Below are 22,233 nucleotides of genomic sequence, written 5' to 3'. Positions count from 1 at the left end.
GACCTCAGTCCTTCCCTGATGATATTCATAACAGTCCTGTTTTCCCTGAGTACCGGAACCGAAGCATGATTCCCTCATCCTTCGCATTCCGGCACTCAAGTATATTCTTCTTACTGACTGACAATTTGGTTTATCTGATCCTGCAGGCTCTGTAAGGTTGTTTGTACATCTGCAAAATTAGCAAACATCTCATCCTCTGCATCAGAAAGTACATTGGCTGTTTCGGGATGCAGGGAATCTTCCACATATCCACGCACACCCTCTGCACGATATTTCTGCCAGACTTCTTTATGTTCCGGTAAAGCTTCATTCATGAACGTCGCTTCATCCAGACCTGGCAAATCCATAGACGGAATGCAGTTTCCATAATCCTTCAGTCGTAATGTCTGTCCAGTTTCTCCAACGAAATAGCTCAAAAATCTCCACGCAGTTTCTTTATCCTTTGAATTGGATGACATACAAAGCGGAATAGAACTAAGGCATGCTGTACGTTCTCCCGTAAGACCTTTAGGTATCGGACAAATATCAAATTCAAAGTCCTTTATGTCTTTAAAAAGCGGCATCAGCCATCTTCCTGCTTCTACAAACGCAAGCTGTTGTCCCATGAATAAACCGTTGGCATCTATTTTAGAATTGCCATTCCACTGTACTTTCCCATCTTTGATCATATTCTGCATCTTTGTATAGATTGCAACAGATTCCGGACTATTAATAATACATTTTCCATTTTCATCATACATAGTTGCACCACTTGATCTAAACCAGCAAATATTTGATTCCTGATTGTTATCCAGCACCAGCGCAATTTTTCCTGCATCTTTAATCTTGCCTGCCATTTCTTCAAAGGCATTGATATCCCATTTTCCCTGCTCCTCAAGTTCATTCGGATCTTCCAATCCAAGCTCTTTTAACATTGTTTTGTTATAATACAATGCCCGAGGTGCACAATCTGTCGGCAAGCCATACAACTGTCCATCAACTGTCAGATAAGTCAGCAGATTTGAAAAGAAATTATCTTTATTAATATTTTCGTCGTTCTCAATATAGCTGTCCAAGGGTTCTAATTTTCCTCCCAATGCCAGACTATGATAATTACCGTCCGCAACATAATAAAGATCCGGTTCAGTTCCGCTTGCAATCATTGCGAGAAGTTTATCTGAATATCCATTATTTGGAATTGGAATAAAATTCACTTTAACATCCGGATTTGCTTCCATAAATGCTTCATTTAGTGCTTCAAACCGTTTTAGTTCTCCTTCATTTCCCCATGTTGCCCAAGTGATTTCCTTTTGTGCTGCATCGGTTTCCTCGGTTTCGGTTTTATCTGATACCTGCACCTCAGCTGCCGAATCTGCCGATGTAACGGTCTCAGTGTCACCTGCACCACATCCAACAAGCCCCAATACGCTTAGAGCTGTCGCTAATGCACATCCTAAAAACTTTTTTCTCATACCAGTATCCTCCTTTGAATGCTTTTTTAATGTATTTTATAATAATGGCGAATTAGCCATATATTCTTCCATAATGGCAACACTTGAAGTAGATCCTATTCTACTTACTCCAAGATTTATCATTTCTAACGCTGTCTTTAAGGTACGAATCCCTCCGGCTGCCTTGATTTTTACCCCACTTCCTTCAGTTTCCCGTTTCATCAGCGCAACATCCTCAAACGTTGCACCTCCGGTTCCAAAACCCGTAGACGTTTTAATAAAATCAGGCTTTACCTTTGTGGCAATATGACAAAGTGTTTTCTTTTCATCTTCTGTTAAATAGCAATTCTCAAAAATCACCTTAGATACAACACTAAATTCTCTGCAAATATCCGTTATTCTTGCCATTTCACTTTCAATATATGCCGTATCACCTGCTTTCAGTTTGGTCAGATTCACAACATAATCTATTTCATCCGCACCATTCTTAATCGCATTTCTGGTCTCAGACAGCTTATCTTCCAAAGTTGTCTGTCCAAGTGGAAAAGCTATTGCAGCTCCTACATGAACCTGGCTGCCCGCTAAAAACGTTTTACACAGCTTTACTGGAGCAGGATTAATAGCTACCATGCAAAAACCGTATCGTTTACTGTCATCACACAACTTCTTAAACTCTGAAACTGTTGCATTTGCCCGCAAAAGGGTATGGTCAAAATATGAGGCCAATTCCTTTGCTGTTAAAACCTTTTCTGATTTTAAGTTTTCCATCTTCTTTCCTCCTGTATTAATGTATTTATGTCATTACATATATAATTAAATATTTCGACAGCCACTTTCATTTATTTTTATTTTTGAAAACGCTGTCGTATATTCCGTATGAAATCTATACCTGTAACTCGATACTGAAGCTGGTTCTGTCACCTCGGTATCTTGCCACGGAATACTCTACTGCCCTTCCCTCTTTTGTAAAACCTACTGTTTGCACTCTTACCATTGCTTTTCCTTTCGGAATACCAAGTAAATCTTCATCTCGTTTTTTAGCATTTACCGCTTCAAGTACACGCTGTACTCTTGTAACATCTACCTGTGCAAGATCTCTCATACTTTGATACAAAGAACTCTGAACAAAATCCACATTCGTCAGCATCTGGAATTGCCGATATGGAAAATAGCTTTCCACATATACCAACGGTTCATCATCTGCATATCTGATTCGTTCAAGATAAAATAACGGTTCTGTTGCTTCAAGCTTCATTTTTGCATTAATATCTTCCCTTCCGGGAACACACAAAAAATTAATCACCTTAGTAGATGGTTTCAAACCTTTTTCCAACATTTCCTGATTGAATCCCTGCAATTTATTCAGAAATTTTGCATCTATTTTTGTCTTGGAAACAAATGTCCCCTTTCCCTTCAGTCGGTAAAGATAACCTTCCGTTACCAGTTCACCCAACGCTTGACGAATCGTCGGTCTGCTAATACCACAGATTTCACATAATTCTGCTTCCGTCGGAATCATATCCTCTACTTTTAAAGCACCCTCCTGAATCGCCTGTAGTATACCCTGTTTTATCTGATAGTAAAGAGGAACAGGTATTCCCTTATCTACCTTTAAAAAGTTATCTAATTTTACCGCTTCCATATGTACTTATCCTTATTTTTATATATTATTGATTATTTCGTGTTGTTTCTTCTAAAGGTTCCCAATTCTCCAAAAACATCTTTGAGACTTTCATAGCTTTTGTTAAAAACCCGATACAGTTCCTCATACAATTGCACATTTTGTTGTTTCGGAATTTGATATGATTGTACCATATTCCACTTTTCAGCAACACTATAATCTGCAAATATTCCTATACCAACACCCGCACAGATTGCAGCCCCCATAGATGTAGCTTCCTCCAGATATTGTGGAAATTCAAGTTTTTTTCCGTATATATCCGATAGAATTTGTCTCCAGACCATGCTCTTTACACCACCGCCTATCATTGTTATGGTTTTCACAGGCTGTATCTGCTCTAAAAGTTCAAGAATGACCCTCAGATTATATCCTACTCCTTCCAATACAGAACGCAACATATCCTCCTTTGAAGTAGAAATTCCAATTCCTATAAATGCCGCTCTAGCATCCACATTCCATCTTGGAGAACGCTCTCCCAATAAATATGGCAAATACAATAACCCGTTTGCACCCGGAGGCGAACTACTAATTCCCTGCTCTAACAACATATAAAAATCTTTCTGTTCTTCATGAGCAATTTTTCTCTCTAATTGGCAAAAAGCATCTCGATACCAGGCATAAGACATTCCAGCAGTCTGCATTGTCCCGCATGGTGTATATAATTTTGGATCCAGATGTATCCAGTTAAAGGTTCTCATCTGATCATCATAGAAAGGATGATCAGATGCCATACTAATCCAAGATGACGACCCTAGTACATTATAAATTTTTCCTTTACGAACAACACCTGCTCCAACACAGGCGCAAGAACCATCTCCGCCACCAATTACAACCGGCATCCCCTCAATCAATCCAGTTTCTTTCGCTGCCTGTTTTGTGACTGTACCAGCAATATCGGAAGAACTATGCAATTCAGGAAGTAATTCTGCCCGAATTTGAAATGCCTGGATCAATTCAGTCGACCAGGTTTGTTTTTCAATATCTAACAAATTTGTTCCTGATGCATCACTTAAGTCTGTCACAAACTGGCCTGTCAGTCGATAAATAATGTAATCTTTTGCTTGAAGCATACGATATGCTCTATCATAAATCTGCGGTTCATTTTCCTTAATCCATAATAGCTTAGCAGCACTATATGATGCACTTAAGCGGTGTCCAGTAATTTGATAACCACGTTTTTCTCCAATGGCATCCTTCATAAATTGTTCCTGCTTAACACTGCGTGTATCAGCCCATATCATCATAGGTCTGAGCGGCACTCCGTCCTGATCAACCACCAGACATCCCATCATCTGTCCAGAAAAACTAACTGCAGCAATATCCTCTGCCTTTATACCTGTTTTTTCTAACAACTGTTTTGTTGAATTACAAACTGCCCGCCACAAATCAATTGGATTTACTTCCGCCCATGTATCTTTAGGGTAACTGACCACATAACTCTCCACGCAGGAGCCTATTAATACTCCATCACAATCATACAGGGTTGCTTTATTTCCGCTTGTACCCAAGTCATGTGCCATCAAATATTTCACGAAATATCTACCTCCGCTAAAGTTGCCGGCATTTCATGTGCTGTATTCACCTTTCCCGGTCCTGTTACAAGGTCAAAACAAGATGCTACAATTTTTCCATCATATATAATCGGCTCCCCAGGTTGATCAAGACCTCCATCCAGCCCATCACAATCCGGGCTCTGAGCCAGACGTGAAACATATCCATCCTTTGTTACTTTTACAATCGCATTTGCACAGAAATCTGCGATATAGAGATTTCCATTTTCATCAAACACCATACCGTCCGTGCTTTTGAGTTCTTCTGGATTTTTGGCAAAGAGACTCTTTTCCTTTAGAGACCCATCTTGATTCAAAACGAGTTTCCATACCTCCCCATCACCAAAATTTCCAACATATAAATTTCCTGCACTATCAAAAGCAATCCCATCTGCGCCATATTGAGTTTCCGGATTTTGTGTAATAAAGGTGGTCAAAATATGTGGATCTTCAAGTGTGTTTGTGATATCAATATCATGTTCATCCAGGCGAAAACGATATACACAGCTTACAAGTTTACCAGATGGATCTTTAACAGGGTGAAGATAACTTTGCGTCACGTACATATACTCACCGCGTATTCTGATTCCATTTGGATGTTCCATGTGATCTGCAATCACAGTTGTTTTTTTAATATTTCCCGCGTCATCAACCTCACACTTCAAAACTCTTCCCTTATAAAGAAGCTCAGGTCGTTCTGACCATCCCTGATTGTCACACAAATATATATTCCAATTACTGTCAAAAGCGATCCCCATATTTCTTGCAACACCTGTTTCCGGATGAACAGGAACATCAAACCACTTTTCTACGCGTCGATCTTTCGTGATTCTAAGCACACATCCAGACATATGTTCATCCGCATAATTAGGACAAGATAATATTAAATTTCCATATCTATCAATTTCCATGCCATCAGGTGTACACGCATATGCTTCAGGTAATGTCATGAATAATTTTGATATCTTCATCATTTTCTCCTCTTCTTGTATAATAGACAGTATAATTCCAGTTTAAGAATATCGAATTACCACTTTTTTTGTATCTGGTAAGCGCTTTTCTACAAGCCCAAATGCATCTAAAATATGGTCGAATTCAAAAACATTTGATATAAAATCACTTGGTTTTAATGCACCCGCTGCAATCCAGGCCATAATCTGAGAATGTGCTTCTGCCTCTTCTTTCTTTCTTGGAAATTGCACAAAATGTAACTGCCAGTTGTAAGGTGCATCACTCCAATCCAGATCCATTCCAAGTTTTGGAGAAATACCATATCCGCATACTTTTCCATTATATTTTATCAGTCGCATTCCCTGATTCAGCAATTGGTTAATTCCCACTGCATCTACTACATAATCTGCCCCTTCCGGCAAATATTTCAAAACCATCGCCTCTACATCTTCTTTAGAACTATTAATTACTATATCAGCTCCCATGTTACGCGCTTGTTCCGTTTTGTCGTCTGAAATATCAATAGTAATTACTGTGCGCATCCCAAGCAACTTACAGAAGCGAGTAAAACATAGTCCTACAGGTCCAGCACCAAAAATCACGACATCTTGATTAGCTTGAAATCCAAATCTCCTGATGGCACTTAACACCTCTCGGAAAGTCACTATCATAGATGCTTCAACTGCAGTAAGACCATACTCTGGTTTGATGATTGTCTGTGCGTAAAAGCTGTCATCAAACTCCTTTGTTCCAGGTCCCATACCATGTGAAATATAGGCCTTTACATCTCCTACAATCCCATACTCTGCATATGCACCCCATCCTGAAGAATATTTTCCTACATCACCATATAAAAATGGGAGCAACACAATATCTCCAATTTCAAAGCTTGTAACATACTTTCCCTTTTCAATAACTTGTCCAACTGCTTCATGTCCTAAAAGCATTGGATAATGCGTCATGTTTTTAAATGAACCATGAATTAATTTCATATCTGTCCCATTGCAGACACCACAACTCAACGTTTTCACAAGAGCCTGGCAATCTCCATAGACCGGCTTTGGAACATCACATACTTCAAGCTTCCCATTTTGATCTACACTTAATGCCTTCATTTCTACCCTCCACATCTACTTGTCATTTTTATCTAATGCAAAACACCCCATCACAAGTTTCTTTTTCATATTGTTGTTATATACTTATATCATAATGTCATTACTTATAGTTATACACTAACTCATTTACCTATTTCTGTCAAGTATTTCAAATAAAATCAAATTTATACAGTTTTATTTTCTTTTTTCTGTCTGAAGCAAAATGGATTGCTAATGAAATCCATAACCAAAGCTTATCCGAAATCTTCTATCCACTGCTTTTTACTTTTACAGACACATCTCAAAAATCTGCTCAATATCCTGCTGTCTCAGTGGTTTAAATCCAAGAAGTACATCTCCTCCGCAAGCTTTTTTCGCCATCACCGCAAAGTTCTTCTTCTCGATCCCCACTTCCGTAAAGGTTCTCTTTAATCCTAATGTTTCAAAGAAAAACTTCGACAGCCATTCTATGCTTTCTTTTGCAACTGCCATCGGCTCTAAGGAGGCGTCAATTCCGAATACATTCACGCCGAACTGATAATATTTAGAAACCGTTGTCTCATCCAGGCAATACTCCATCCAACGGGGCGTCAGTATGGCAAGTCCCAAGCCATGGGTAATATCGTAGATTGCAGACAGCTCATGCTCCATGGGATGGCAGCTCCACTCCTGCTGTTTTCCTCCATGTGTAAAACCATTAATCGCCCAGGAGGATGTCCACATCAGGTTTGCCCTTGCCTCATAATTCTCCGGCTCTTTCATGGCAATCGGCGCATACTTGATGATGGTTTTCATCATTCCTTCCATAAAGCAGTCCAGCATATACAGGTCTGTCTCCATATTGAAATACACTTCCATGATATGTGACATCATATCAGCAGCGCCGCAGGCCGTCTGATAAGGACTTACCGTATAGGTATTTGTAGGGTCAAGAAAGGATACTTTTGGGAGCAACGGTTTGGCAACCCTTCCAATCTTATCCTGCGTTTCAGGATTGCTGATCACGCCTCCCGCATCCATTTCTGAACCGGTAGCCGCAAGGGTCGGAACGGTCAGCACAGGAAGGGCTTTTTCCACAGGCGCCCATTGGCTAAAAAATTCCCAGGGGTCATGTTCCACGCAGGCTCCTGCCGCCATCCATTTAGTAGCGTCCAGAGTAGAACCGCCGCCTACGGCAAGCAGTACATCAATGTTTTCTCTCTTACAGATCTCCACCCCTTCCCGCACTGACTCAATCCTCGGATTTGGCGCAATACCGGACAGTTCATAAAACTCCAGTCCGGCTTTTTTGATTTCCGAAACAACTGCGTCATATAACCCTGTCTTTTTGATGGAGCCTCCTCCGTAAGTCAGAAGCACTCTTTTCCCATATCTACTCAGTTCTTCCCCAAGATGGCTCAGCTGATTTTCTCCAAAATATACTTTTACCGGTATGTCATATACAAAACTGTTCATTTTTTATTTGTATGATAATTCCTAGAGGGAATCATCACACATTCTCCCTTCTTTTTATATTTTTTGTATCGTGGTTTAATACATTCAAATACTATGGACTTTTGATTTTTCCTGTAGCTTCGACTACTCGACTGGAGCGTATTGCCGCTACCTTTATCTGAATTGTTTATCTGCTCGATGTTGCAATGGGTTCTCGCTCGGAAGTACTTATTTCAATCAAGTCTACGAGGATAATCGCTGGTGAATATCATGGTATCAGACTTTATGAAAGGGAGGCACAACCTCATGATTTATGTAGGCATTGACATTGCCAAACTCAACCACTTTGCCCCAGCTATCAGCTCAGATGGCGTAATTCTCATGGAGCCGTTCAAATTTACAAATGACGGTGATGGATTCAGTCTGTTGGAATCTAACCTTACATCCATCTGTGATGACAAGGACAACATCATCATCGGTCTTGAATCAACGGTGCACTGCAATGCCCTTGGGCACTGCGCCGGTAAACTCGTCAGAATCATCTGGAAGATGATGACCGACAATGTAGAATTTAACCTCGACTAGGAGGTCTGTATAATTTATGCTTGACTTTTCATCGCTGGTCTCCACATCTACTTGCCATTTTTATCTGATGCGAAACACCCCATCACAAGTTTCTTTTTCATATTGTTGTTATATACTTACATCATAATGTCATTACTTATAGTTATACACTAACTCATTTAACTATTTCTGTCAAGTATTTCAAATAGAATTTATTCAATTAAGTTGCAAACACTTGATTTTACTGACTTTACAGCATTCCTTCCTTGATTTCAACCAGCCTTTGATGCAACCTGTGCGCCTGCAAACATACGTTATCCGCAGGATATCTCACTTTTGAATGAAGCAAGAGAAAAACTGGAGACCATGATTTACTGTTTTTGTAAGTGCTATGGTCTTAAGTTGCCAAGAAGATATCGCAAACGTGCCAGAAAAGAGTATCTTGCATTTGCTAAGAGCAGGAAGCACAAGGTCAAAGCACCTGTTGAATTTGGTGCAAAATTTGATCTCAGTCTTGACAGCGAAGGTTATGGGCGTATCGAAAAAATATCTTTCGAGGCATACAACGAGAGCACCTGCCTGATTGAAGCAATAGAACGATTCAGAGAGCGTACCGGTTATTATCTGGAACGGGTCCTGGCAGATCAGATATACCGGACCAGGGAAACCAGGAACTATTGCAAGGAACATGGAATCCGGTTATCAGGTCCAAAGCTGGGCAGACCAAGCGCTACAACAAAAGTTGATAAGAAACAGGAGTATCAGGATAATACCGATAGAATCGAAGTGGAGCGCACCTTAAGTCTGATCAAACGCTGTTATGGTATGAGCTGCATTACCACAAAACTGGAAGAAACGCAGTTGACTTCTATCGCATTATCTGTATTCGTGACGAATCTGTTCAGGATTCAGCGGCGAATACTTTACGCTCTTTTGCATCTGTTCCGCTTCTGGCATGACTGGAACAGATGTAAGAGCTGGAAGCTGCAGATAGATACTTAATCAGCAGACACTAATTAACAGCTCTTTCTCTCTCATAGATAATTCCATCAAATTCACCCTTTCATGGCATAAAAAAAGCAACCGGAACATCTCTGTTTCGATTGCCATAGTAATAATATCACACCTATTTTGGCATTACAATTATATCATTGTTAGTCTGTCGTTAGTCTGCCGTTAATTCATGTTTCATTTTAACATAATGAAGATCGAACATATAACCTTTTCCGATATCATTATCATTTCATAGTTACCACTCAGACTTACCACTTTATACCACTGTGATACGATATTTTGCAATACTTTACGAGGTTTGCAAGCTTATCACCAAACACGTTCGAACCCTTGTAAATCAAGCATTTCCGCCACTTTCAGCCGCTTACTTCTCCAGACGGATGTCTAGCGTTCATCAACGACCTGAAAGATGTAGAACTTGAGGTAATAGCTCTCGTCCGCTGCCCACAGGATCGGATGATCCGGGCCCTGTGTCTTGAATTCTACCTGGCGGAGACGCTTATGCGCACCATGAGAAGCCTCCCGGATTGTTTTGGCAAAAAGCTCCGGATCCATGAAATGGGAGCAGGAACAAGTTACCAGGAATCCACCGTCTTTCACCAACTTTAAGCCCCTAAGATTGATCTCACGATATCCTTTTACGGCATTTTTGATGGAATTGCGGGACTTGGTAAAAGCGGGCGGATCCAGGATCACCACATCATATTTCTCGCCCTGCGCTTCCAGCTCCGGCAATAACTCGAAGACATCTGCACATCGGAAGCTTACCGTATTTTCCAGTCCGTTCAGCTTCGCATTTTCCGTCGCCTGATCCACAGCCAGCTGAGAAGCATCCACACCCAGAACACTCTTCGCTCCGGCGATTCCCGCGTTCAAAGCAAAGGAGCCGGTATGGGTGAAGCAGTCCAGCACCTTTTTATCCTTACAGAAACGATGAATGGCGGCACGGTTATTCTTCTGATCCAAGAAAAATCCGGTCTTCTGTCCGTCCTCTACATCCACCATGTAATGCACACCGTTCTCCACGATCTCTACTTTCGTGTCAAACGGTTCGCCGATGAAGCCTTTATAACGCTCCATACCCTCCTGTAAGCGTACCTTGGCATCGCTCCGCTCGTAGACACCGCGGATCACAATGCCATCCTCCGCCAGTACTTTCTTCAAAGCATCAATGATCACAAGCTTCCACTTATCGATTCCCAATGCCAGAGATTCCACTACCAGTACATCCGAGAATTTATCAATGACAATACCCGGCAGGAAATCCGCCTCTCCGAAGATCAGACGACAGCTGGAGGTATCAATAGTCTCCTTGCGGTAATTCCAGGCATCCCGTACCCTCTGCTCAAAAAATGCCTCATCGATCACCGTATCCTTCCTGCGCGCCAGCAGACGGATTGTGATCTTGGAGTTGGTGTTAATATAGCCATATCCCATGAAGTAGCCGTCAAAATCATGGATAGCTATAATATCACCATTCTCAAAATCTCCCATAATGGATGCGATCTCATTGTCAAAGACCCACATCCCCCCGGCTTTCAGAGTTCTGCCCTCTCCTTTTTTCAATGTAACGATTGTATTATACATAGAATTTCCTCTCTTGATTTCGTGATTTTATCGTTTTTGCAACTTTTTCTTCTATCATATTCGTTTTTTGCTTGACAATCAATGGGTTTTTATTTATTATTTTAATGTTGGCGCAATTAATGTTCACATCGTCGCGTGGCTCAGTTTGGTAGAGCGCTGCGTTCGGGACGCAGAGGTCGCAAGTTCGAATCTTGTCGCGACGACTAAAAAGACTCCCTCACACATGTGTGAGGGAGTCTTTTTGTCTCCACATTGTTCTAACTTATAACCTCTAGTCGACACGAACACACCGTTCGGGCGCAGAGGGTCCACGAGGTCCAGGGGACCTCGGCCTGGACCGACCGAAGCGGAGACCATAAATTCAACTTTCGCTGGTTCAATCACGGGCTGAACGCCGCAAATTCTCTCCAATCCCCATAATCACAAACACCGTCGAAATATTCATCACCTGCTGGAAGCTGAACATATTGTTCACCGTATAGGCCAGCACACAGAACCCGCAGGCTCCCACCAGCATCGACTTTTTCCCGGCATGCAGGAAATTACGGATTACTGAGATCATCATTCCCGCATAACTGACCAGCCCCAGCACTCCTATATCCACCAGGATCGTCAGCCATTCATTATGTGCATTAGTGAGGCGGTTTCCATAGAAGAAATCATACACCATATTTTGCAACTCCGGGCTGGCCTCATTCGACAGAAACGCATACATGCAATCCGGCCCTACGCCGAAAATCTTATGTAACAGATCTGCTTCCCAGAAGCATCTGGCTCCCGTCGACCAGGTGGCTCCCCTGTTGCTGCCCCAGGCCGCGCTGAACACCAGCCAGTTGCTACCCCCGTCACCTGCTGTCTCCGTCAGAAAGGACGTCAGTTTTCCGCCCAACAGCGTATTCGCCAGAATAAACGCTAATAATGCCACGCTCACAACCGGCAGTGCTACGCACAATATCCGATAGATGCCCCAAAAAAGTTTCCCACGGTAATGATTTCTGTTATTGCTGGTATGTACCAGCCACAGCACCACTACTGACACGATCGTCATAATCACACTCATTGCGGAAAACGTCAGGATATCCGTCACTTTTTCCATCGGCAGTTCCTGCGAAAGCACATTGCAGCTCCGCAGAATATATGTGATCAGACATGACACCGATAACAATGTCATTTCCTGCCAGAGGCATTCCATTTTTCCGCCATCTTTCACAGACATGCCAAACAATACAAACAGCATTACGGCTAAAGTTACAACACCACTGCTGCTGCCCTGGGTTACCAGAGAAGCAAAACCGATCGTCACATACCCCATCAGCAGCGCTCTCTTCCAAGTGATCTCCGATCCCATCCACCATAACAGATAAACTCCACCGAACAGTACCGTCACCAGATAACCGCAATACCAGTTAATATTTCCCACGGTAGAAATAAAGGAGGAATTGATGATCTCCTTATCTACAAGGCACAGCCCGAATTTATTCATATATCCTAGGAAAAAAACAATGGTCGACACCGGCAATGTCAGGATCACGATCCAGTCGTTTCTCTGCCACATCCGTGAGATCATAAAATATACAATGACCGCTCCCAGCTGGGTCCACATCCCCATCCGCCAGGATGCCGTCCCCCACAGTGCCTCCTCCCGATACCGGGTAAACACATAGGACATTACCACGGCAATCCCGTATAGAGCAGCAAATTTATCCGTGGTGTTCAAAGCCTGCCAGATGCTTTTCGGAATAGTCCGAAATTCCGGAAGCTCCTGTTTCTGCTTTGCCACAATGAGGCGAAGGATCAGCCACAACACAAATACCGGAAGCAGACATTTCCCCGCATAAGTCATAGTCTTAATAAAAAAATTCTCCTTGTCTGTTCCGATCTGGGCATAGCCCCTGTTGTACAACGGCAGTACAGCCAATATCACAAACAGATACACGCTGATCACGATATCACACAGGAACCGGCTGAAATTGCATAGCGTTTCTGCCACCGATTCCACAGAATTTTTCCCTTTTGTTTTTTTTGCCATAGATCCGTCTCTCCTAAGCTTCCTTTGTCTAATACTTTTATGATAGCTTTCGACACTTCTTTCGTCAATCTTTTCTCATTCCTGTTGTTCCTGCTCCCTCTGGCGGTCAAACATCCGGGCGAGACTGTGATAAGTCTCATAAATGAGCACAAATCCCAGGGGTCCCTTAATGATCCCCCAGACGCCGAACAGCCGGATTCCCGCATACAGTGACACCAATACGGCTATGGGTGACACTCCTATTTTCCTGCCGATAAGACGAGGCTCCATGATTTCCCGCAGGAAAATACAGACCAAATACAATACACCGCAGACAATGGCTCTTCCCCAATTTCCTTCCAAAATCTGAAAAACTCCCAGCGGCACCAACACGATGCCCGTTCCGATAAAAGGCAGCGCATCTAAAATCCCCGCCAGGATCCCCCACAAAATACCATGATTTATTCCGGCGATTCCTAATGTTGCCGCAGCTGTCATGGCAATCGTGGTCATAATGATCCCCTGGGCCTTTACAAAAGTGGCAATATAACGGACGATCCCGCAGATCACCTCCAGAAGTACATGACAGGCCTCCTGATCCAGCAGACGGTTCATAATACCGTCATAGTCTTTCGCCAGCAGCACCGAAGCGATCAAAAACGTCACCAGAAATCCTCCCAGCTCCGCGAACCACTGCACATACTGCATAGACTGGGAAAGCATTCCCGGCAGAATATTTTCTTCCAGTGAATCCAGCCCCTCCTGTAGTCTGCCACTGACCGTATTTTCCAGATACGCAGTGTCCACACCAATAATCTCTCCCACGCTGCGACACAGCCCCCGGACGACTTCCAGCCACTCCTGCTCCCGCAGTTCCAGATTGCCGATCCATACCGGCAGGCTGCCTAGCATCCAGGACACCAGAATCCAGAGTAACCCCACCAACAACACTGTTGCCACGATGAGAAGCACTATGGCACTGAGGGGTCTGGGAAAATGCAGACGCTGATTCATCCGCTTCATCATTGGCCCAAAAATTGTGACAAACAGCATGGCCAACAGTACCGGTGCCGACAGAGGTGTCAGATATTGCAGAAAAAAATAGACTGCCCCCGTTACCAGAAGCAGTACTATCATCTTTTTTCCTATTATTTTTTTGCCAAATTCTCCCCAATCCATGCCGCACACTTCCTTTTTGGGATTAGTGTGTGCCGGACAGGCTTTTTTATCCTTCGAAAATATCCTCCGAAGGAATTTTTGTAAATTTTTCAAATGCAGGATTCTGCGGTTTCACCCGGAATGACATCTTTTTGCCGTTGCCGGGATGGGTAAAATCCAGAGAATATGCGCAAAGTGCCACGCCGCGATATGCCGGACTCCCCGCCGTTCCGGCGACTGTAGTGTTCCCGTATTTGGTATCTCCCAACAACGGCCATCCCGCATGGGCAAACTGCACGCGGATCTGGTGGAACCGTCCGGTCTCAATGCAGACATCTGCCAGTGCCAGCGGCATAGGCTGATTAATTTTCTCCAAAATGCTATAATGCAGTTTTGCGATCTTTGCGTCCGGAAAATTCTTCTCTCTGCCGGTGACTGCCACTGCCACGCTGCCCTCTTTCCGTAGATAATCCACAAGCTCCCCTTCCGAAGCATCAGGATATCCACAGAGTACCGCATAATACTGTTTATTCAATGTGCCCGCCGACAATTGTTTCGTCAGAACTGCTGCCGACTTTTTCTCTTTGGCGAATACCAGCACACCCTCCACCGGCTGATCCAGTCTGTGGACTATGCCCAGATATGGCTCTCCTTTTCCCGGTCCCAGCCTCCCTGTGTCGGGAAGCTTTGCAAGATGGGATTTCAACTCGCTGACCACATCCGGTTGTCCGATCCCGGCGGACTGTACCGCCAGTCCTGCCGGTTTGCGGATGACCAGTATGCTGTTATCTTCATATAATATTTCCGTTTTCATAACCTATTCCTCTGTCATCCCCCTAACCGTTGTTCCGGATGTTAATCTATACCGTTGCATCTCTATTACCTAATCACTTTCTCAGTCCTTTAGGATAATGATTCTTCATGACGCCTCCGGCCAGCTTCCCCCAGCCAAGGCTACAGCCGTCCACGCAGATCAGATACCAGCCCTTCTCGCCTTCCGCGGAAAAAGTCTGTCCCTTCAGATAAGCAGCGGCTTCCTCCTCAGACAGCTTCCACACATGCTTCACATCCTCCGGGCGCAGTGCCAGTGCTAACGCGTGCGCCGGTTCAAAACGGTTCTTTTTCAAGGTGCCCAGATGCAGTCCGGGACGCAATACCTTCAGTCCTTTCAACCCGGGCATTCTCTCCGGCATGCGGTACAGGTTATCACCAAATGCCAAAAAGCCTTCTCCGGCAGTGCATAGTCCTGCTTTGATCGTCTGCTCCTCCGAAAAAGTCTCTTTTGCGAAGTTAAAATACTCTGCCCAGTCCTTTGTCAGATTCTTCGCCGGAATTCCCTTCTCTGGTCCGGTGGCACTCACCGGCTGACAGCCTTCCGGAAGCTCTCCCTTTTTCTGTAATACTGCGGCATAATGCCCCTCGCCACGTAACTTATGGGGCCACAGGCGCAAGGTGCCTTCGATACCCGGCGCCGGGTTCTCCACACAGCCCGGAATACCGTCACACCCCTCCGGGATCCCCAGTGTTTTTTTATCTATGGGGACAATCTCGAATTCCTCATGCTTTGCCAGGAAACGGCTGATACTTCCCTCATTTTCCGCAGGTGCAAAGGTGCAGGTAGAATACACCAGTCTGCCGCCGGGTACCAGCATCCGGGCGGCACATTCCAGAATGCCGTCCTGTCTGTCCGCACAGAGCTGTACATTCTCCGGGCTCCATTCCTCACAGGCCACTTCATTCTTCCGGAACATTCCCTCTCCGGAGCAGGGTGCATCCACCAGGATCCGGTCAAAATATTCCTCGAAAATATCCGCCAGGTGCTCCGGCGTCTCATTCAATACACAGGCGTTGCGGATGCCCATGCGCTCCACGTTCTCCGAGAGTATTTTCGCCCTCGCCGGGTGGATCTCATTCGTGACAAGCAGTCCTTCTCCCTCCATCGCTGATGCGATCTGGGTACTTTTCCCTCCGGGAGCAGCACATAGATCGAGGATCCGCTCTCCGGGCTGTGGTGACAGTAGTGTCACAGGTGCCATGGCACTGGGTTCCTGAATATAATAAAGTCCCGCTTCATGCCAGGGATGTTTTCCCGGCTGGTCCTCTTTGGTATAGTAATATCCGTTCTCCGCCCAGGGAACCGGCTGCAGCTGAAAAGTCTGCTTAACTTTTTCTGTTATGACAGACATGTCATCCTTTTTTAACGGATTCAGACGCAATGCCTGATATTTTTCATGCTCAAAGCTTGCCAGGAACTCTTCATATTCCGATTCCAAAAGTCCCTGCATTCTCTCTGTAAATGACTGCGGAAGCATAAGTTTCCTCCATCTCTGTCCTCTATTCCGGACTCTGTTCCCATTAACTGTATCACAGCTCCTATTCGGGGGCAATCATTTCTTGCCAACCGTAACCCGGGCAACTATAATATTTCCTGTAAGTGTTTGTATTGTTGTAGTTCTGAAAGAGTAACCCATTGTTTATATTTTTATTATTTTCATTAAGAAAAGAGGTTCCTATGTCTATCTTCAAAAAAACACTGAGCTGTGCCGTTCTGGCGGCTCTGAGTACCTGTGCACTGGCCGGCTGTGGCAAACAGGATGCAGCCAATGAAACCGCAGCGACCTCCTCTGAGGCACCTTCCGCTGCCATCACCGAGACCATCTCCGAAAGCACAACCGCTCCCGAACAGACATCCGTCCCCGAAACAGTCGAAGCCCAGCCTGTGGAAACTGAACCCCCATCTTCCGAAGCACTCTCCGTGGATGCCTCCACGCCCTATGGGCAGCATGGCGCTCTCCATGTAGAAAACGGTAAGCTGACAGACGAAAACGGCAACACCGTTCAGCTTTACGGCATGTCTACCCACGGTATTGCCTGGTTCCCCCAGTATATCAATTATGATTCCTTCCGTACCCTGCGGGACGACTGGAATACTAACTGTATCCGCCTCGCCATGTATACAGCGGAATACGGCGGTTATTGTGCCGGCGGTGATAAGGAACAGCTGAAGCAGCTGGTAAGAGACGGTGTATCCTACGCCACAGAGCTTGGAATGTACGTGATCGTAGACTGGCATATTTTAAGTGATTGCGACCCGAATCAGAACAAAGATGAGGCGATCGCCTTTTTCCGGGAAATGGCGGAAGCTTTTGCCGACAACGACAATGTGCTCTATGAGATCTGCAATGAACCCAACGGCGGTACTTCCTGGGACAGCATCAAGTCTTACGCAGAAGAAGTCATCCCGGTGATCCGGGCGCAGAAGCCGGATGCCGTAATTCTCGTGGGAACACCAACCTGGAGTCAGGAGATCGACAAGGCTGCCGCTTCTCCGCTGGATGACAGCAATGTAATGTATACGCTACATTTCTACGCAGGCACCCATAAAGACGACCTGCGGAACCGCTTAGAGACCTGTGTTCAGAACAATCTTCCGGTCTTCGTCAGCGAATTCGGTATGTGTGAGGCCTCCGGCAATGGTGCCAACGATTTTGTTTCCACCACCAAGTGGCTGGATCTGCTGAACAAGTACCAGATCAGCTTCTGTTGCTGGAATCTCGCCAACAAAGACGAAAGCAGCAGCGTCTTCAAGGCTTCCAGCACGGCACTTTCCGACTGGACCGACGATGATTTCAATGAATCCGGACGCTGGATCCGTGACTACTTCCGCGGAATGCCACAGAAATAGCCACATATCATTTCTTTACAATAATTCTTCGTCATAAACCGCTCTGCCGCCACCAATGAATTTCGGTCTGGTGCGGGCGCATACCACATGGGCGTCTCCGATCTGTCCGGACCGGAGGCGCACCGGTACTGCCACATCTCTCAGATGCATTCCGATCAGCGTATCCCCGATATCCATTCCTGCTGCCGCCTGAATATGTTCCACAGCCACCGGATGCTCGAAGGCTTTATACGCCGCCGTCGCAAAAGATCCGCCTGCCTTAGGCTGAGGTACCACATTTACCATGGGATAACCATATTTTACCGCAGCCTCTTTTTCCAGAATCAGTGCGCGGTTCAGATGCTCACAACACTGCGCAGCCAGATATACCCCGGCTTCCTGCGTGGCCTGGTAAATACCGCCGAAGACCATCTCCGCCAGCTCCGGGCTGGAATAGGTACCGATAGTAGCACCTCCCACCTCACTGGTAGAACAGCCTACCACAAACAGCTCTCCCTGCTCCAGCCTCGCCTTTTCCAAAATCTCCTTGGCCGCCAGATAAGCCTCTTCTGCAATGATTGTCATATCTTCTGTCATGACGAATACCTCCCAGATTATTTTTTAGTTATTGCCATCTTTTCTGCCTTTCCCGGCAGACAGACTGCTTTCTATAGTTACAGCAGACAGTTTTCCAATACCAATATCATTAAAAAAACGATATTTGCTATGGTAAACCATCCAAAATACTTCTTTTTCTCTCCCGGAATCTGTCTGGCCACCTGTTTATAAGAGATCAGACTGGCCATGGATGCGATCAGCGTCCCCAACCCTCCCAGATTCGTACCGATGATCAATGCCGTTATATTTTCCGTAAATCCGGATAACAGCAGGGCCGCCGGAACATTACTGATCACCTGACTGGCAATCACGGCTGTCATCACTTCTCTACCTCCGATGATCTTCTGCAGGAAATCACAGAAAGCAGGCATTCTTCCCATATTTCCTATAAAAATAAAGAAGCCCACAAACGTCAGCAAAAGCGAATAATCCACTTTTATAAGAGTACCACGATCTAAAAGGAGAACCGCCAATGCCACAGTTCCCAATGTCACCGGATAAGGAATCATATGAGCCACAGTCAGCAGACACAACACAAATAACAGCAAATATGCCGGAAGTAAATATTTCTTTTGTTCCAGCTTCTCATCTTCTGTCAGCAAAACTTCTGCTCCCCGGACTTCGATTCCGCTTCGTTTTGCCACAATTACCACACAGATCATCAGTAAAAGCAGTGACACCAGAGAATAAGGCAGCATCAAAAGTATAAATGTTCCAGCGGACATCTGTGTTTTCCCATATAAATACAGATTCTGCGGATTTCCGATCGGCGTCAGCATACTTCCCAGATTGGCAGCTATCGTCTGCAGAACGATCACAGGTACTGTCAGTTTTTTCACAGCTTCTTCGCCTGTCAGCTGCAGCACAATGAAGGTAAACGGTACAAACGTTATCAATGACACATCATTGGTGATGATCATACTGAAAAAGAAACACAAAAGTACCAATACCTCTGCCAACTGTATGGTATTCTGTGTATGCCTCAACAGCGTTTTTGCAATATTACGGAAAACACCCAGTTTCTGCAAGCCTGCCATCACCGTCATCAGGCAGAAAAGGATCGAAAGTGTGCGGAAATCAATATATCCTACATATTCTCTGTCCGGCGGAATCATCACCGCGGACACTATTGCCAGCAGGATCGCTACGGTCAGAACCGTCTCTCTTTTTAGGAATTCACTCAGTTTTCTCTTTACTTCCATACTCATTTGTTCCTTTGCCCCACAACCTCACAAAATAATTTCAGAGGAATATAGTAAAATTAAGAATATTTTCTACGGAGCATGTTATGTCTATTCTGCCCCCTCTGCTCTTCGGCATCTCAGCCAGTCTGGATGCCCTTCTGGTAGGTATGGCTCTGGGCCTCCAGAAAGTCCCTCTGCCTGCCAGACATAATCTGCTGATCAGCACAGTCACCCTGATCGGGACTGTGATCTCTATAGGTCTTGGCAACCTGTTGTTACCCTTGTTTCCCATCGGCATCGGTACCCGGATCGGAAGCAGTGTACTGATCCTTTTCGGTCTTTACTACGTGGGAAAATGGCTGCTTTCCAGATGGTGCTGCAATTTTTCCCCGGATAATAATCTGTGCCAGAAAAAGAAAAAATTTGCCGGGCACCGGGAATTATCCCTGTCGCAGATACTGGCGCTGGGCTGTGCCCTTTCCATGAACAATATCGGCATCGGTTTCTCCGCCAGTATTACGGGACTTCCTTTCCTTCCGGCATCGGTGTCCACCTTTTTCTGCTCCTTCGGATTTCTGGCTTTCGGAAGCCGTCTGGGCAGGTCTGCTTTCCTGCAGCAGATCGGGGAATATACGGATCCCGTCTCAGGTTTATTGTTGATCCTGCTGGGGTTGTGTCAATTATACCACTGATCCGTATAGTTCCGAAAAACTTGGGGAATCTATCTGAATAATAATACCATATACCTGTTTGGCAGTCTATGCAAGTGATCAGAAAGGATTCCCCACTATGGTACAACGCTCCTTATCCACAAATCTATCCAAAAATACGGCACTTTTCCACGCTCTGCTGCCACTGGATGACAGTTTTGACCTGATCACCCGTGACCTGAAGCTGGGAAATACGCCGGCTTACTGGATCGGTGTCAATGGTTTTTGTAAGACGGAGATCCTTCAACAAATTTTTTCCGACTTGCAGGACCCCCTCTATACACTGGATTCCGAAATCCGGGATCTCCCTCGCTATGTGCAGAGCAAACTGGGGTATGCCCAGGTGTCACTGACTTCCTCTATAGATACGATTCTGCAAAATATTCTCAGTGGCCCCTCTGTCCTTCTGGTAGAAGGTTTTGCACAGGCCGTGATCATCGATGTCCGTACCTATCCTGTCCGCAGCATTTCCGAACCTGACACCGAACGGATCACCCGTGGTGCCCGGGACGGTTTTGTGGAGACGTTGTTGTTCAATACCAATCTGATCCGCCGGAGAGTGCGTTCTCCGAAACTGACATTCTCTATCTGTTCTCTGGGTGCAGAAAGCCGCACGGATGTAGCTATCGCCTATCTGGCGGATCAGGTCAATGAGGAATTATTAGATACCTTAAAGAAAAAGCTTTCCCAATTACAGATCACTTCCCTGACCATGGGCAGCAAAAGTCTGGAAGAACTCCTGATCAAAAAACGCTGGTGGAATCCTCTGCCCAGTATCCAGCTGACGGAACGGCCCGATGTGGCCTGCAGCTATCTGTGCGAAGGGCATATTCTGCTCATCGTGGACAACTCCCCTGCCGTTCTGCTGCTTCCCGGTACGATCTTCCAGTTTACCCAGAGTGCGGAGGACTATTACAACAATCCCCTGACCGGAACCTACTTCCGCATGATCCGTTTTCTGTGCATCCCGGTCAGTCTCCTACTCCTTCCGGTATTTTTACTTCTCTCCGCCTACTATCCCGAGATTACTGCCTCGCTACAGCTCACACCCGTCAGCGATCTGTCACCCTTCCGCCTTTTTTTCTATGTGCTGGCGGTGGAGTTCCTGCTGGATCTTTTCAAGTATTCAGCGGCACTCAGCTCCAGCCGCGTCTCCGGTGCTCTGTCCATTGTCGGCGGACTATTAATCGGTGACATTGCTGTCAGTCTTAACTGGGCCTCCACGGAAGTCCTCTTCTATGCTGCTGTCACCATGCTGGCGAATCTGTCCCTCTCCAGTATCGAATTTGCTGATGCTCTGCGGATCTATCGAATTCTCCTTGTGGTCACCACCGGATTATGGGGTCTGCCCGGCTTTATTATCGGTCTGACGCTTGTGTCACTCTCCATGATTACCACACCAACCTTCGCGGGCTTCAGCTACTTCTGGCCCCTCTTTCCTTTTAACGGCCCGGCTCTCCGAAGCCTCCTGTTCCGCCGCCCCACCTATAAGGCACAGCCCAGTAAAGTCTGGTCCCGCGGACATGTGCACCACACAAAATAAACGTTATAGCGTTATTCCCCCTTCTGTGGTACAATACCATTAA

General features: G+C 45.3%; 18 protein-coding genes, 1 tRNA gene and 1 pseudogene. 6 read left to right on the top strand and 14 right to left on the bottom strand.

The window, feature by feature from the left end; all coding sequences use genetic code 11:
- Positions 1-110: 110 nt before the first annotated feature.
- From DW835_RS05500 to DW835_RS05470, 7 genes are all read right to left on the bottom strand, one after another.
- Complete coding sequence (locus tag DW835_RS05500) at positions 111-1,451, bottom strand: sugar ABC transporter substrate-binding protein (protein WP_117465333.1); 1,341 nt, start codon at positions 1,449-1,451, stop codon at positions 111-113.
- Positions 1,452-1,487: 36 nt separating this feature from the next.
- Positions 1,488-2,198: a deoxyribose-phosphate aldolase gene (deoC, locus tag DW835_RS05495; RefSeq protein WP_117465334.1), complete on the bottom strand. Its 711-nt coding sequence runs from the start codon at positions 2,196-2,198 to the stop codon at positions 1,488-1,490.
- A 115-nt stretch (positions 2,199-2,313) separates the two neighbouring features.
- The gene (locus DW835_RS05490; RefSeq protein ID WP_117465335.1) at positions 2,314-3,072 is read right to left on the bottom strand and encodes a GntR family transcriptional regulator; all 759 of its coding nucleotides are present in this window, start codon (positions 3,070-3,072) and stop codon (positions 2,314-2,316) included.
- Positions 3,073-3,104: 32 nt separating this feature from the next.
- Positions 3,105-4,643 (bottom strand): xylulokinase, encoded by a 1,539-nt coding sequence (gene xylB / locus DW835_RS05485; protein ID WP_242993453.1) that lies wholly within the window; start codon positions 4,641-4,643, stop codon positions 3,105-3,107.
- Positions 4,640-5,635 (bottom strand): phage head-tail adapter protein, encoded by a 996-nt coding sequence (locus DW835_RS05480; protein WP_347559356.1) that lies wholly within the window; start codon positions 5,633-5,635, stop codon positions 4,640-4,642. The genes xylB and DW835_RS05480 overlap by 4 nt, the downstream gene beginning before the upstream one ends.
- A gap of 39 nt (positions 5,636-5,674) precedes the next feature.
- Positions 5,675-6,727: a zinc-binding dehydrogenase gene (locus tag DW835_RS05475; protein ID WP_117465337.1), complete on the bottom strand. Its 1,053-nt coding sequence runs from the start codon at positions 6,725-6,727 to the stop codon at positions 5,675-5,677.
- A gap of 267 nt (positions 6,728-6,994) precedes the next feature.
- On the bottom strand, positions 6,995-8,161 hold the full coding sequence (locus DW835_RS05470; protein ID WP_117465338.1) for an iron-containing alcohol dehydrogenase: 1,167 nt from the start codon (positions 8,159-8,161) through the stop codon (positions 6,995-6,997).
- A 285-nt stretch (positions 8,162-8,446) separates the two neighbouring features.
- Here DW835_RS05470 and DW835_RS05465 point away from each other — a divergent pair, with 285 nt between their 5' ends.
- On the top strand, positions 8,447-8,725 hold the full coding sequence (locus DW835_RS05465) for a transposase (RefSeq protein ID WP_227733953.1): 279 nt from the start codon (positions 8,447-8,449) through the stop codon (positions 8,723-8,725).
- A gap of 264 nt (positions 8,726-8,989) precedes the next feature.
- Positions 8,990-9,613: pseudogene (locus DW835_RS05460) on the top strand (transposase); the annotation flags it as partial.
- A gap of 489 nt (positions 9,614-10,102) precedes the next feature.
- Here the strand turns inward: DW835_RS05460 and DW835_RS05455 are convergent.
- A complete protein-coding gene (locus tag DW835_RS05455) occupies positions 10,103-11,305 on the bottom strand; it encodes a class I SAM-dependent rRNA methyltransferase (RefSeq protein WP_118502976.1) in 1,203 nt (400 codons plus the stop codon).
- 129 nt (positions 11,306-11,434) lie between these two features.
- Here DW835_RS05455 and DW835_RS05450 point away from each other — a divergent pair.
- A tRNA-Pro gene (locus DW835_RS05450) sits at positions 11,435-11,508 on the top strand.
- Between the two features lie 173 nt (positions 11,509-11,681).
- Here DW835_RS05450 and DW835_RS05445 read toward each other — a convergent pair.
- The 4 genes from DW835_RS05445 to DW835_RS05430 all read right to left on the bottom strand — a co-directional run bounded on the left by DW835_RS05445 (position 11,682) and on the right by DW835_RS05430 (position 16,783).
- A complete protein-coding gene (locus DW835_RS05445) occupies positions 11,682-13,334 on the bottom strand; it encodes an O-antigen ligase family protein (RefSeq protein WP_118730807.1) in 1,653 nt (550 codons plus the stop codon).
- Between the two features lie 75 nt (positions 13,335-13,409).
- Positions 13,410-14,450, bottom strand: a complete 1,041-nt coding sequence (locus DW835_RS05440) for an AI-2E family transporter (RefSeq protein WP_182430253.1) — start codon at positions 14,448-14,450, stop codon at positions 13,410-13,412.
- Positions 14,451-14,538: 88 nt separating this feature from the next.
- Positions 14,539-15,285 carry an RluA family pseudouridine synthase gene (locus DW835_RS05435; RefSeq protein ID WP_118730805.1) on the bottom strand — a complete coding sequence of 249 codons (747 nt, stop codon included), beginning with the start codon at positions 15,283-15,285 and terminating at the stop codon, positions 14,539-14,541.
- Between the two features lie 73 nt (positions 15,286-15,358).
- Positions 15,359-16,783 carry an RsmF rRNA methyltransferase first C-terminal domain-containing protein gene (locus DW835_RS05430; RefSeq protein WP_118539928.1) on the bottom strand — a complete coding sequence of 475 codons (1,425 nt, stop codon included), beginning with the start codon at positions 16,781-16,783 and terminating at the stop codon, positions 15,359-15,361.
- A 200-nt stretch (positions 16,784-16,983) separates the two neighbouring features.
- On the opposite strand from DW835_RS05430, the gene DW835_RS05425 reads away from it, so the two are divergent.
- Positions 16,984-18,156: a glycoside hydrolase family 5 protein gene (locus tag DW835_RS05425; protein ID WP_118539927.1), complete on the top strand. Its 1,173-nt coding sequence runs from the start codon at positions 16,984-16,986 to the stop codon at positions 18,154-18,156.
- Positions 18,157-18,171: 15 nt separating this feature from the next.
- On the opposite strand, the gene DW835_RS05420 is transcribed toward DW835_RS05425, so the two are convergent.
- Both DW835_RS05420 and DW835_RS05415 read right to left on the bottom strand, forming a co-directional pair.
- The gene (locus tag DW835_RS05420) at positions 18,172-18,732 is read right to left on the bottom strand and encodes a TIGR01440 family protein (RefSeq protein WP_117465343.1); all 561 of its coding nucleotides are present in this window, start codon (positions 18,730-18,732) and stop codon (positions 18,172-18,174) included.
- A gap of 77 nt (positions 18,733-18,809) precedes the next feature.
- Positions 18,810-19,961, bottom strand: a complete 1,152-nt coding sequence (locus DW835_RS05415; RefSeq protein ID WP_118539926.1) for an SLC13 family permease — start codon at positions 19,959-19,961, stop codon at positions 18,810-18,812.
- An 80-nt stretch (positions 19,962-20,041) separates the two neighbouring features.
- On the opposite strand from DW835_RS05415, the gene DW835_RS05410 reads away from it, so the two are divergent.
- Together DW835_RS05410 and DW835_RS05405 are read left to right on the top strand one after the other, a co-directional pair.
- Positions 20,042-20,629, top strand: coding sequence for a manganese efflux pump (locus tag DW835_RS05410; protein ID WP_118539925.1), 588 nt, complete (start codon positions 20,042-20,044; stop codon positions 20,627-20,629).
- A 58-nt stretch (positions 20,630-20,687) separates the two neighbouring features.
- Entirely contained in the window at positions 20,688-22,190 is a 1,503-nt protein-coding gene (locus DW835_RS05405) for a spore germination protein (protein ID WP_243037059.1), read from the top strand.
- Positions 22,191-22,233: the final 43 nt, after the last annotated feature.

It is taken from the genome of Clostridium sp. AM34-9AC, from assembly GCF_003480225.1.
GTDB classification, from domain to species: Bacteria; Bacillota; Clostridia; order Lachnospirales; family Lachnospiraceae; genus Acetatifactor; species Acetatifactor acetigignens.
This window is presented reverse-complemented; position numbering and strand designations above follow the sequence as displayed.